Source organism: Pseudomonas sp. MWU12-3088 (assembly GCF_023242405.1).
In the GTDB taxonomy this organism is placed as follows: Bacteria; Pseudomonadota; Gammaproteobacteria; order Pseudomonadales; family Pseudomonadaceae; genus Aquipseudomonas; species Aquipseudomonas kribbensis.
Window position 1 is genome coordinate 741,321 of record NZ_JALJEA010000001.1, and the last position, 13,377, is coordinate 754,697.

The 13,377-nt window shown below is 60.9% G+C and carries 9 protein-coding genes and 1 riboswitch; of the genes, 2 read left to right on the top strand and 7 right to left on the bottom strand.

What is annotated here, in order from left to right; all coding sequences use genetic code 11:
- Positions 1-27: 27 nt before the first annotated feature.
- Positions 28-936, top strand: coding sequence for a hypothetical protein (locus M5B98_RS03395; RefSeq protein ID WP_248741813.1), 909 nt, complete (start codon positions 28-30; stop codon positions 934-936).
- A 65-nt stretch (positions 937-1,001) separates the two neighbouring features.
- Here M5B98_RS03395 and M5B98_RS03400 read toward each other — a convergent pair whose 3' ends face one another.
- Together M5B98_RS03400 and M5B98_RS03405 are read right to left on the bottom strand one after the other, a co-directional pair.
- Positions 1,002-2,561, bottom strand: a complete 1,560-nt coding sequence (locus M5B98_RS03400) for a TerC family protein (RefSeq protein ID WP_248741814.1) — start codon at positions 2,559-2,561, stop codon at positions 1,002-1,004.
- Between the two features lie 295 nt (positions 2,562-2,856).
- The gene (locus M5B98_RS03405) at positions 2,857-3,267 is read right to left on the bottom strand and encodes a MerR family transcriptional regulator (RefSeq protein ID WP_248741815.1); all 411 of its coding nucleotides are present in this window, start codon (positions 3,265-3,267) and stop codon (positions 2,857-2,859) included.
- 79 nt (positions 3,268-3,346) lie between these two features.
- On the opposite strand from M5B98_RS03405, the gene M5B98_RS03410 reads away from it, so the two are divergent.
- On the top strand, positions 3,347-4,570 hold the full coding sequence (locus M5B98_RS03410) for an NADH:flavin oxidoreductase/NADH oxidase family protein (RefSeq protein ID WP_248741816.1): 1,224 nt from the start codon (positions 3,347-3,349) through the stop codon (positions 4,568-4,570).
- A 3-nt stretch (positions 4,571-4,573) separates the two neighbouring features.
- Here the strand turns inward: M5B98_RS03410 and M5B98_RS03415 are convergent, their stop codons facing one another.
- The 5 genes from M5B98_RS03415 to cobW are packed head-to-tail and all read right to left on the bottom strand — an operon-like array spanning position 4,574 to position 12,777.
- The gene (locus tag M5B98_RS03415) at positions 4,574-6,217 is read right to left on the bottom strand and encodes a phospholipase D-like domain-containing protein (RefSeq protein ID WP_248741817.1); all 1,644 of its coding nucleotides are present in this window, start codon (positions 6,215-6,217) and stop codon (positions 4,574-4,576) included.
- Positions 6,218-6,257: 40 nt separating this feature from the next.
- The gene (locus M5B98_RS03420) at positions 6,258-6,920 is read right to left on the bottom strand and encodes a VWA domain-containing protein (RefSeq protein WP_248742165.1); all 663 of its coding nucleotides are present in this window, start codon (positions 6,918-6,920) and stop codon (positions 6,258-6,260) included.
- Positions 6,921-6,922: 2 nt separating this feature from the next.
- Positions 6,923-7,924 carry an ATP-binding protein gene (locus tag M5B98_RS03425; RefSeq protein WP_248741818.1) on the bottom strand — a complete coding sequence of 334 codons (1,002 nt, stop codon included), beginning with the start codon at positions 7,922-7,924 and terminating at the stop codon, positions 6,923-6,925.
- A 2-nt stretch (positions 7,925-7,926) separates the two neighbouring features.
- Positions 7,927-11,700, bottom strand: a complete 3,774-nt coding sequence (cobN, locus tag M5B98_RS03430; protein ID WP_248741819.1) for a cobaltochelatase subunit CobN — start codon at positions 11,698-11,700, stop codon at positions 7,927-7,929.
- Positions 11,701-11,703: 3 nt separating this feature from the next.
- Positions 11,704-12,777: a cobalamin biosynthesis protein CobW gene (gene cobW, locus M5B98_RS03435; RefSeq protein WP_248741820.1), complete on the bottom strand. Its 1,074-nt coding sequence runs from the start codon at positions 12,775-12,777 to the stop codon at positions 11,704-11,706.
- A 98-nt stretch (positions 12,778-12,875) separates the two neighbouring features.
- Positions 12,876-13,086: riboswitch (cobalamin riboswitch) on the bottom strand.
- Positions 13,087-13,377: the final 291 nt, after the last annotated feature.

The window sequence follows — 13,377 nt, forward strand, 5'->3', positions numbered from 1 at the left end:
GAATCAACACGTAAAAGGATTTGCCAGATGCCCAATCCAAGCCCGTTTGACTTTCCGTGGGAGGATTCGTTGATCATTGCTTTCAGAGATATGCAATGGAAGCAAATGAACGACGCACGCAAGACAATAGCGAAATTGCCAGCCCATCTGGCAGCAGTTTTAGAAAAAACATGGCCTGGCTATCCACCTCCGTTGGCTAAGCTTGATGGTGCCGCGGAAAATGCCACAGGCGATGTCATTTCTTCTTCAGGCTCCCGATTTTTTCTACTCGAGTTCAAGTCCGACATTTCAAAAGTCAAAACAGAAAGTGAAAAATTCATCTTCCAGTTGATGAGAAATGTGAACCCTGAGAATAAAGATCACGACCCGTTTTTGGAGTTATCGCGAAAAGGACATTTTTTCGTCTTCCCCGACACAACGCCGATGCTGCTCGACCAGTCACCTGCCCCTGACGCCACTTCTTACGGCGAGAGTAGAGCACTAAAGCTGATGGTCCACCCCTACTTCGATGTTATCCACCCCTCCGGCACCAGCACCATGAACGCCGTCGAAGCCAAAAAAATATTTTTTGGAGAGTCTCTTGGCTGGACACTCCCGCATATGCTCGCCTACCTCAAGATTCTCGCGAAAACCCATGCCGCGGCCACAGAATCGGATGGTCATCCTATGAAAGTGGCCATAGCTACTCAAAACGGCTTGTTGTGGACATATGGAGATTTGTCCGACGTATTGGCCATGGCAAAGATATTCCAAAAGACGCTGGAACTCGATCACGACGAAAAAATTATGGCTCACAATACTAAGTTGAGCGAAATTGAACCTCTCATTGGGTTGGCACCTGGTGTAAAACTCGAACTGGCCAGGATAAAAGCCGAAAAGGCATCTCGAAAAAAAAACCAGAACCAGGCGCAAAGTGATTTTTCCAACAAAAAATAATGCGAGTTAGCAATCTTGCGCCAAGCACGTTCAATTTAGACACGCGCATGGCGAAAGAATCATGACTACAGTGCCTCACGCACCAGCAACACCCGCGTCACCCGTCGCTCCTCGACCGCCATCACGGTCATGCCCCAACCGGCATGTTCCAGGCGATCGCCCTTCATCGGCAGCCGATCCAGAAGACTCATCACCAACCCGGCGAGGGTCTGGTAATCCTCGGTCGGCTCCGCCACAAAACCGGTGCGCTGGCGGATCTGCGTCAGATTCAATGCACCATTCACCACAAACCCGCCCTGCTCTTCGACCACATCCGGGCCAGCGATTTCGCTGGCGTCCGGCAACTCACCGGCGATCGATTCGAGAATGTCGGTCATGGTCAACACGCCGACAAAATCACCGAACTCGTTTACAACAAACGCGATATGAGTCGAAGCTTCACGCATCTGTTCCAGCGCGTTGAGAATCGAATAGCTGTCGAGCAGGTTGAGCGTCTTGCGCGCCAGGTGTTCAAGGTTCGGCTCGTTACCGGCCAGATACTCCTTGAGCAGCTCCTTCTTGTGAACGAAGCCCAACGGTTCATCCACCGCACCGTTGCGAATCAGCGGCAGGCGCGAGTAGGAGGAATGCATCAGTCGCGTACGAATCGCCGCTGCGTCGTCCGCCAGATCAATGTGATCGACATCCGCGCGCACGGTCATCAGTGTGCGGATCGGGCGTTCTGCCAGTTGCAGCACGCCGCTGATCATCACCCGTTCGCGACGGTCGAACAGCTCCGCACTGGGTGCTTCGCCATCGTCCAGCAAGTCGGAAATCTCTTCGCCCACCTCTTCCACCGCCAGTTTGCGGCCTCCCAGCAAACGCATCACCGCGTGGGCCGTACGCTCACGCATCGGGCGCAAGCCCTGCATCGAACGCTTGCGACGAGCACGGGCGATCTGGTTGAACACCTCGATCAGGATCGAGAAACCAATCGCGGCATACAGATAACCTTTCGGGATGTGGAAACCCAGGCCTTCGGCAGTCAGGGCAAAACCGATCATCATCAGGAAGCCCAGACAGAGCATGATCACCGTCGGGTGCGCGTTGACGAAACGGGTCAGCGGCTTGCTGGCAACGATCATGACACCAATGGACACGACCACCGCGATCATCATCACCGCCAGTTCATCGACCATGCCCACAGCTGTAATCACTGCATCAAGGGAGAACACGGCGTCGAGCACGACGATCTGCGCCACGATCGGCCAGAATAACGCATATGCGGTGTTGGTCGAACGCTCGCCGAAGTGGCCCTCAAGCCGCTCGTGCAGTTCCATGGTGGCCTTGAACAACAGAAACACACCACCGAACAGCATGATCAGGTCACGGCCGGAGAAGCTCTTGCCGAAGACTTCGAACAACGGAGCGGTAAGGGTGACCAGCCAGGAAATACTCGCCAGCAGGCCAAGACGCATGATCAGCGCCAGGCTCAAGCCGATGATTCGTGCGCGGTCGCGCTGATGCGGCGGTAACTTGTCCGCCAGGATCGCGATGAACACCAGGTTGTCGATACCCAGCACCAGTTCCAGCACGATCAGTGTCAACAAGCCCAGCCATGCCGTGGGATCCGCTAACCATTCCATATTCTGTCTCTATCTCTCTTCAGTGATTTCAGGCTGCCGGGCACGGCAAAGTGCGGCGCGAAAGCTCGAAGGCTGCGCCATCAACGATAGTCGGTAGTCGGAAGACTGGATGCTGCGAGTGCGTCAAGACCGCGCCGTGGCGCGAGGGGAACGTGGTTCTTTGAGTAGAACTGGGAGGCTCCGAGAGGGTGTTCATGCAAATCCTGAATGAAAAAAGGCCTTGAAGCGTACAGTCTCAGATGACTTTTCCTACAGCTGGAAATCATTTCAAAATCTGTACGCCTTCACCGTCACTTCAGGATTCCGGGTAAATCGAGGCAAGGACCCGTTCGGCATTGGCACCGCAGCTCATGCCTTCAGGCTTGGATTGAATGCTGTCGATCACCTCCAGCAACCGCGCCTTGCTTTGGGCCAGATGCTGTTGCATGACTTCGATCTGCTCGACCTTGCGCGTCAGGCCTTCCACCAGTTCTTCATGCTTGAATTCACCGGTCCCGGCGGTTGGCAGCAACTGTTTGAGTTCTTCCAGGGAAAACCCGGCCTGCTGGGCACTGCGGATGATGTTCAGGGTTTGCAGCACTTGCGGCGGGTAACGCCGATAGCCATTGCCCAGCCGTTCCACTTTGGGAATCAGGCCCTGAGCCTCGTAGAAGCGAATGCTCGAAGCGCTCAGCCCGCTCTGTTGCGCCAGTTCACCAATTTTCATTTCAGCCTCGAATTGCCTGCTTGACATTAAAGTTAACTTTAAGCTTAGCCTCTCTCCATCACTGATGAGGAGTCAAGCAATGTCGCCCTTCCAGATTTTGAAACTGCCCAACGGTCAGACCGTCGACAACCGTATCGCCAAAGCCGCCATGGAAGAAAACCTCGCGGATCGTGACCAGGCACCGTCCCGTGAACTGTTCCGCCTGTATCAGGCCTGGGCCGAAGGCGGCGCCGGGTTGCTGCTGACCGGTAACGTGATGATCGACCGCCGCGCCATGACCGGCCCTGGTGGCGTGGTGCTCGAAGACGAGCTGCATCTGGAGCGTTTCCGTCAATGGGCCGAAATCGCCCGCAGTGGCGGCGCGCAGGTCTGGGTGCAGCTCAACCACCCCGGCCGCCAGACCTTCGCCAATATGGGTCAACAAGCGTTGGCGCCGTCAGCCGTGGCACTGGAAATGGGTTCGTTCTCGAAACTGTTCGCCGAGCCCAAGCCGATGACCGAGGACGACATCGAAGAGGTCATTCAACGTTTCGCCAGGAGTGCAGCGCTTGCGGAAAAATCCGGATTCACCGGCATCCAGATCCACGCGGCTCACGGTTATCTGCTCAGCCAGTTTCTGTCGCCGCTGACCAATCGCCGTACCGACCGCTGGGGCGGTTCGCTGGAAAACCGTGCGCGCCTGCTGCTGTCGGTGATCGAGGCTGTGCGTCAGGCCGTTTCACCACAGTTCTGCGTGGCGGTGAAACTCAATTCGGCGGACTTCCAGCGCGGCGGTTTCGACACAGACGATGCACGTCAGGTGATCGAATGGCTCAACGAACAGCCAATCGACCTGCTGGAACTGTCCGGTGGCAGCTACGAAGCCCCGGCCATGCAGGGTGAAGCCCGCGACGGACGCACCCTGGCCCGCGAGGCATTCTTTCTGGAAATGGCCAGCGAACTGGCCAGCGTGGCCCGCATGCCGGTGATGGTCACCGGCGGTATCCGGCGCCTGCCCATCGTCGAGCAGGTACTCGACAGCGGTATCGACATGGCCGGTATCGCCACCGCGCTGGCCATCGAACCGAGCCTGGTCAAACACTGGCGCGAAGGCCGCCACAGCGAGCCGCAACTGCCGCCGATCCGCTGGAAACGCAAACCGCTGGCCGCGCTGGCGAACATGGCCGTGGTGCGTTTGCAGATGGCACGCCTGAGTCGGGGCCGCAAGCCGCATCCGGAAGTGTCAGCACTCTGGGCGCTGATCCGCGACCGCCTGTACCTCAGTCGCCGCACCCGGCAGTACCGTCAGGCGATGGATGTCTAAACCCTAGCGCCCAGCAAACCGCAGGCGAGACAGCTGACGCAAATCCCCTTCGACGTAGTAGTCGTTGGTCCAGCTGTCATCCGCCGCCAGCGGCTGCACCTGTTTCAACGCCAGTTTCTTCGCAAAGTAGCGGAAGCGGTAATGCTCGTAGAACCGCAGCAGTTCCAGGCCATAACGGTCCGCCAGTTCGGTGTCGCCGCGAATGATCAGGAAATTCTCGTCGTTGCCATTGCTGGCCGCGGCGCTGAGGTTGTGGCTACCGCTGATAATCGTCGGACTGTCACTGGTGAAGTCGGTGACGATGGCTTTGGTGTGCACCAGCAGGTTGCCCTTCTGGCCTTTCATGTTCTCTTTCAGCCAGCCCTCCAGCCCGGTGTTGAGCAGCGCAGTGGCAGCGAACTCGGCCGTGCGGTCGGCGTGGAATCCGGTGATGCGACTGGCGGTGTTCTGCAGGCCATAACGCAGGATGTCGTCATGGGGCTGACCGAGCAGCGCGTTGAGAATCGCATCGGGCAAGGTGAACGCGGTGACGAACAGCACGTCCTTCTTCGCCGCGTTGATGATGTCGACGAACTCGCGCAGATCGGCACCACCACTGCGCGGCGAGAACCCGGCAAACAGCCGTTGCGCCGGGTTCATCGGGTTGTGCTGGGTGATCCAGTCCCGGGTGGCGCCGACATCCGCCGGCGTCGCCCAGACCTGCTCGAACGTCTGCAGATAACTGGCCGCGACGGCGGTGTCGTCCAGAACGTGCACGACGTTAGCCTGGCGATACACACCGTTGGCGGTGAAATTGGTACTGCCGCACAGCACGGCCTGGGGCTGCCGCTCACCGCCAGCGATACGGCTGAGGACGATGAACTTGTCATGGAAAATATCGTGGGTCACACGCCCGCGCTTGTTGGCTTCCGGCAATTTGGCGAGGCTGGCCTCGTTCATCGTGGTGTCTTCGTCACCGGGCCTGGCGTGATACAGCACTCGTACCTGCACGCCGCGATCGAATGCTGCGTTCACCGTGTCGATAATGGCTTGCAACTGATACTCGTAGATCGCGATGTCCAACGCCCACTCGCCATCGGGCGCGCGTTCGATGAACCCCTGCAAACGTCCGAGCAGGCCGTTCTCCAGCCACTGCCGTGCCGCATCGGGCCAGGCCTCGATGGGCATGTTCTTGTTGGCGCTGATCTGCGCGTCGAGATCGGGAAACTTGCGCTGGAACGCCTGACTGGCGGCCACGGCGCGGTTGAAGATCACGCTTTGATTGGCCGGGTGACCATCGTCTGAAGTAATGCTCAACTCCAGCGACTCACCCAGCGCCGGCGCGTCGGCCGTGCCATAGGCAAGATGTACGCGGTAATGCATGGTCGTCCCGGGATTGACCGCATAATCGGCCCAGCGAAATTTCTGCAGCGGCGCGATATCACTGGGCGTGGCGTGAAACTGCGGGAAGGTATGCGCCTTGCCGGGAAAGGTCAGGCTGTTGAACAGGAACTGCCACGGCTTGTCGCCCTGCTGCTTCTCGATGGCAAACCCCAGCAGGCCTTTGCGACGGGGTTCGGCGAGGTCCATCGCCAGCAGCACGCCGTTGGTGCCAGCGTAAGCCTTTACGCGAAAATCGTCCTGAGGATTGGCAACCAGTATGCGCATGATTCACTCCTTGTGATGTGGGCTGGATGCAGCATAGTCCTCAGACAGACAACAGGTCGTCGATATGCCGGTAATCCGCGTCCAGTGCAGTCGCCAACTGTCTGGCGCGGCCCAACCGGATCGGCCCGCGCTCAATATCGATCAACAGGCCCGGACAGGCCAGTACCGGCAATCCCGAGCATTCTTTCAAGCGCCCATCGGTGAGCACCAGCAGGCGCTGTTGTTCGGCAGGGAATCGTTTGCGACGCACCGTCAGCCAGTGTTCGGCCTCGTACAGCGCCGCCAGCAATGGCGTGCCGCCGCCCGCGCCCAACTCATCAAGCCACACACGTAATCCGCTGGAAGCCTTCAAACCCTGCACCTGCCATTTCGGCGCTGCGCCACTGGCAGTCAGCAAGGCGAGTCGCGCCCGTTGCCGGTAAGCGTCATCGAACAATTGCGCGAGCACTCCCTTGGCATCGCTCAATGCTTGATGACGACGAGTCGAGGCCGAAGCGTCGACGATCACCAGCCACAGTTCATGGGGTGTGCGGGTGCGCAGTTGAAACAGCAGGTCAGCACGCACTTTCGGGCGACCGTTGAGCAATGTTCCCGGCCAGTTCACCGAACCGCTGCGAGCCGCGTGACGCTTGCCCTGTCGGCCATTGTCCAGGCGTCCGGCGCGGGGTCTGGCATTCGCCCCCGCGTCGGATCGGGGGCGAATGCCTAGGGCTTTTTTGGCCAGACCGGCACTTCGCGGCGCGCGCCGGTGGCCAGGGCTGGCGCCGGCATTTCACCCCATTGCCCCTGTCCTTGCGCCGGATCAGCCTGGGAGCCTGACGGCGATTGTGCGGTAGGCTGCGCATTGGGCGGGGACTGCTCGCGACGGCGATGACGCAGTGCAAATTCGGCCACGGCATCGATGTCCTGCTCGGCGATCGCTTCGGCACCACGCCACGCCGCATGAGCCCGCGCAGCACGCAACCAGACCAGATCGGCACGCAAACCATCTACGCCAGCGGCAAAGCAACGCTCGGTGATCTGCGCCAGTGCTTCATCGTCGAGAGGAATGTTCGCCAAGGCATTGCGGGCATTTTCACAACGCTCACGCAGGGCTTGTTGCTCGGTTTCCCATTGCGCGCAGAAGGTCTGCGGATCGCTGTCGAAATCCAGTCGCCGACGAATGATCTGCCCGCGTTCGACCGGTGCCGTGTGACCGCTCAAGGCGACGTTGAGACCAAAGCGATCGAGCAGTTGCGGGCGCAACTCGCCCTCTTCCGGGTTCATCGTGCCGATCAACACGAACTTCGCCGAATGCCGATGGGAAATGCCGTCGCGCTCGATCAGGTTGGTGCCGCTGGCGGCCACATCGAGCAGCAGGTCCACCAGATGATCCGGCAGCAGATTCACTTCATCGACATACAACACACCGCCGTCAGCCTTGGCCAGTACGCCGGGAGAAAACTGCGCGCGGCCGTCGCTCAATGCCGCATCCAGATCCAGCGTGCCGACCAGCCGCTCTTCGGTGGCGCCCAACGGCAAGGTGACGAACTGACCGCTTGCCAGCAGATCCGCCAGCCCTCGGGCCAAGGTAGATTTGGCCATGCCGCGCGGGCCTTCGATCAGCACGCCGCCGATCTTCGGGTCGATGGCCGTCAGATACAGCGCCAGTTTCAGATCATCGGCGCCGACCACCGCAGAGAGCGGGAAATGTGGAATGTCGGTCATGTTCAGCTCTCTTCTTCTATATCCAGCAGCAGGTTTTCCAGCGCTTCTTTGTAAGCACCCGGTTCCTGCCACATCCCGCGCTGCTGCGCTTCGAGCATGCGCTCGGTCATATCGCGTAACGCATGGGGGTTGTGTTCGCGCACGAACTCCCGGGTCGCCGGGTCCAACAGATAGGCGTCGGCCAGCAACGCGTACTGGTGATCGTCGATCAGCTGCGTGGTCGCATCGAAGGCAAACAGGTTGTCGATGGTCGCCGCCAGTTCGAACGCGCCTTTATAGCCGTGGCGTTTGACGCCGTCGATCCATTTCGGATTGGCCGCCCGGGAGCGGATCACCCGGTTCAGCTCTTCTTTCAAAGTGCGGATCTTCGGCAGATCCGGCTGGCTGTGATCGCCGTGATAACTGGCCGCCGCCTCGCCGCGCAGGCTTTCCACGGCGGCGAGCATGCCACCCTGGAACTGGTAGTAATCGTTGGAATCGAGCAAGTCATGCTCGCGGTTGTCCTGGTTTTGCAGCACGGCCTGCACCTGGCTCAGGCGCTGGACGAATTGCTCGCGGGCGGCGGTGCCTTCGTCGGAACCACCGTAGGCGTAGGCGCCCCAGTTCAGGTAGACCTCGGCCAGATCCTCGCGGGTTTGCCATAGACGACCATCAATGGCGCCCTGCACGCCCGCGCCATAAGCGCCGGGTTTGGCACCGAAGATCCGCCAGCCGGCCTGACGTCGCGCCGCATCTTCATCCAGACCCGATTGCCGCAGCGCCTCACGCTCGACACGCACTTTGGCGGCCAGTGGATTGAGATCGTCCGGCTCGTCCAGTTCGGCCACGGCTTGCACGGCGGCGTCGAACAGGCGGATCAGGTTGGCGAACGCATCACGGAAAAATCCGGAGACTCGCAGCGTGACATCCACCCGAGGCCGGTCGAGCAGGCTCAGCGGCAGAATCTCGAAATCGTCGACCCGCTGGCTGCCCGTCGCCCAAACCGGACACACGCCCATCAGCGCCATGGCTTGGGCGATGTCGTCACCGCCGGTGCGCATGGTTGCCGTACCCCAGACCGACAAACCGAGCTGACGCAAGTGATCACCGTGATCCTGCAGGTGTCGCTCCAGAATCAGCGTGGCGGACTGGAAACCGATGCGCCAGGCAGTGGTGGTCGGCAGGTTGCGCACGTCCACCGAATAGAAATTGCGCCCGGTGGGCAACACGTCGAGGCGGCCGCGACTTGGCGCGCCGCTCGGGCCGGCCGGGACGAAGCGGCCGTTCAACGCGTCGAGCAGACCGCGCATTTCGGACGGGCCGCAGGCGTCGAGGCGCGGGGCGATCACTTCGCGCAGCGCGCGGATGATCGTCTGCACATCCGACCAGCCTGCAGCCTCCAGTTGCGCTACATCTCCCGCCAGTGACTGCTTGATCAATTGCGCCGCGAACAGTTCCAGACGCTCTCGGGTATCTCCCGCCGTACGCCAGACTTCATCGCTCAGCGATTGCAGCTCCATCGGACGCGGGCCAGTCCAGGGCTCGGCCAACGCGCAATCCAGCGGATCGAACCCCAGTTGAAACGCCTTGGCCAGCGCCCGCAACAGGCTCGATTGCGCCCCTTTGCCATCACCACGGGGAATTCGCAGCAGCGCCAGCAAGGTATCAATGCGCAAACGCCCGGTCGGCGACTCGCCAAAAATGTGCAGACCATCGCGGATCTGCGATTCCTTCAGATCACACAGATAAGTATCCAGACGCGGCAACCAGATCGCCGCGTCGGCATCGCTGTCGAGGGCGGCATCCAGTTGCAGTTCGCGATCAATCTGCGTGTCACGCACCAGTTGCAGAATGTCGCGCTGCAATTCACGGGCGCGGCGCGGGTCGAGCAATTGCGCTTCGTAATATTCGTCGGCCAACAATTCAAGATTGCGCAGCGGACCATAGGTTTCGGCACGGGTCAGCGGCGGCATCAGGTGGTCGATGATCACCGCTTGGGTGCGACGTTTGGCCTGAGCGCCCTCGCCCGGGTCGTTGACGATAAACGGATAGACGTTCGGCAGCGGCCCGAGCAGCGCGTCCGGCCAGCAGTTCTCCGACAGGCCCACGCCTTTGCCCGGCAGCCATTCGAGGTTGCCGTGCTTGCCAACGTGGATCACGCCGTGAGCGCCGTAGGTCTGGCGCAGCCAGAAATAGAACGCGAGGTATGCGTGCGGAGGCACCAGATCTGGATCGTGATAAACCGCGCTCGGATCGACCTGATAACCCCGCGCCGGCTGAATACCGACGAAGATCAGGCCAAACCGCAGGCCGGCGATCATCATCCGCCCGCCGCGGCACATAGGATCGTTGTGCGGCGAACCCCAACGTTCCAGCACCGCCGTGCGATTGGCTTCGGGCAGTGCGTTGAACATCATCAGGTAATCGTCCATCGCCAGGCTTTGCTGGCACGGGCGCTGGTCGAGGGTGTCGAGGTCGTTGCTGACGCCGCCGAGCAGTTGCCGGATCAGTTCGGTGCCACTGTCCGGCAATTCGGCCGGCAGCGGAAAACCTTCGGCCTGCAACGCCCGCAGGATATTCAGCGCGGCGGCTGGCGTGTCGAGGCCGACGCCATTGCCGATGCGTCCGTCCCGGGTCGGGTAGTTGGCGAGGATCAGGGCGATGCGCTTTTCAGCGTTCGGCACCCGCGCCAGATCGACCCAGCGCCGCGCCAGTTCGGCGACGAAATCCATGCGCTCCGGCTGCGCCCGATAGCAGACCACATCGGACTGACTGCGCTCGCTGCGCCAGGCCAGATCCTTGAAGCTGATCGGCCGGCTGATGATCCGGCCGTCCAGCTCCGGCAACGCAATGTGCATCGCCAGATCTCGCGGGCCGAGGCCCTGCTCGCTCTCGCGCCAGCCGGGCTCGTTGTCTTGGGCACAAATCGCCTGGATCACCGGGATGTTGCGACGGAATGGCCGCAGATGCGGCGCTTCCGGGCTGGATTGTGCGAAACCGGTGGTGTTCAGAATCACCGAGGCTTCGACTTCATCCAGCCAGTCCTCGACCACCGACAGGCAACCGGGCTCTTTCAGACTGGCCACTGCAATCGGCAGCGGATTGAGTCCGGCAGCCTGCAACCGTTGGCAGAACACGTCGATAAACGCCGTATTCGCCGCTTGCAAATGCGAGCGATAAAACAACACCGTCGCCACCGGTTGACCGGGCAGCCAATCGGCTTGCCAGTCGCTCAGTGCGGCGGTGTTTTTGTTCGGGTGGTAAATCGCCGTGCGCGGCAGGGTTTGCGGCTCGCCCCACACGTAATCCCGCGCCAGCCAGCGGTTGGCCAGACAGCGGAAGAAATCCAGCGCATTGCCCATGCCGCCCTGACGCAGAAACTGCCAGAGCCGGTCGCGATCCTCGGCGCCCACGGTGCTCAAGTCGCTGAGCTCCGGGTCAGGCCGATCATCGCCCGGCACCAGAATCACCTGTACGCCACGCTCGGACAATTCAACCAGCCGCTCGACGCCATAACGCCAATAAGCGATGCCGCCGTGCAGCGAGATCAGAATGACCTTGGCGTGGCGCAACACTTCATCAACGTACAGGTCGACCGACGCATGGTTCTGCACCTGCATCGGGTTGGCCAGCCGCACGCTCGGGTAATCCTCGGGCAGTTGCTGCGCCGCTTCGGCGAGCAGCGCCAGGCTGGAGTCGCCGCTGCACAGGATCACCAGCTCGGCGGGGGTTTGTCCAAGGTCGGCAATGTTGTCATCCGACACGAAACCGCCGGGCTGGGTCCTGAGCAGGTGCATGGCTTAAACGCTGAGCGCGGCGCGCAGTTGCGCTTCGAGCGTGGCCGCGTCCAGTTCCTGACCGATCAACACCAGACGGGTGATACGCGCTTCTTCGGCGCCCCACTGACGGTCGAAGTGCTTGTCGAAACGCGTGCCCACGCCCTGGATCAGCAGGCGCATCGGCTTGTTCGGGATCGCCGCGAAACCTTTGACCCGCAGGATGCCGTGCTGGACCACCAGTTGCGTCAACGCATCGAGCAGCAGGCTTTCGTCGGCTTGCGGCAGTTCGATGGAGATCGAGTCGAAAGCGTCGTGATCGTGGTCATCGTGATCGTCATCGCCTTCACCGTGGTGGTGATCGTGATGGCTGTGGCGGCTGTCAATGTGTTCTTCGGAGCCGGCGCCGAGGCCGATCAGCACGTCCAGTGGCAGGCGGCCGTTGCTGGCTTCAATGATTTTCACCGCAGGCGGCAGCTCTTCGGAGACTTCGAGGCGTACGCGAGCGAGGTCTTCAGGGCTGGTCTGGTCGGCCTTGTTGAGGATCACCAGGTCGGCGCTGGCCAGTTGGTCGGCGAACAGTTCGTGCAGTGGAGATTCGTGGTCCAGGTTCGGATCGAGTTTGCGCTGGGCGTCGACCTGATCCGGGAACGCAGCGAAGGTGCCGGCGGCCACGGCCGGGCTGTCGACCACGGTGATCACTGCGTCAACCGTGCAGGCACTGCGGATTTCCGGCCACTGGAAGGCTTGCACCAGTGGTTTTGGCAGGGCCAGGCCCGAGGTTTCGATCAGGATGTGGTCGAGGTCGCCGCGACGGGCCACCAGTTCGCGCATCACCGGGAAGAATTCTTCCTGAACCGTGCAGCACAGGCAGCCGTTGGCCAGTTCGTAGACGCGGCCGGTGGCTTCTTCTTCGGTGCAGCCGATGGTGCACTGCTTGAGGATTTCACCGTCGATGCCAAGCTCGCCAAATTCGTTGACGATCACCGCGATGCGGCGACCTTGAGCGTTGTCGAGCATGTGCCGCAGCAAGGTGGTTTTACCCGAGCCGAGGAAACCGGTGACGATGGTGACGGGGAGTTTGGTCAGTGTTTTCATCGGATGCCCTTTGGCAAGGTGGCGGGCATACGGGACGAGACCGGCGACGCGGGTGCGTGCCTGGAGAGTTCGCCACCGGATCACCCCGCCCGGTTGAAAGTGAGAATCTGTGACGAGGCAGGTCTCCTGGCTGACAGTGATCGGGCCTTGGCCCGGTATTCGCTGCGCCTTCCCGCTGGCTCTGGATTGAGTTGGCAGTGGCGTGGCAGCGAACAGCACCGTTCACAGTTGCGGGGGCAGCCGCGGCTTGGACCGCGTTCCCTTCTTAGCTTCGGCGTGGGCCGAAGAACCTCGAAAGCGCAAGGCTACGCAGGGTATTGGGATGGGTCAATGGTTGGTGCTTTTTGGTTTTGTGGGCATATCCGTTGCTGCGGTAACGGCTTCTTATGGTTTCGCTCTTACAGCGACTCACTTTTCCAAACGCCGAAAAGTAAGCAAAAGGCTTTTGCCCCGGCGTACGGCACTTCGCTTAGGCTCAGTGTTCCCTCGCTACGGTGTCCATCAGGGGGCATCGCCTACGGTTTGCTTCGCTGCACCTCCTCTCGATGTATGCGGCTTCGCCGCACGGCGCTGCGCGCCTACCCCCTGATGAACACCTCC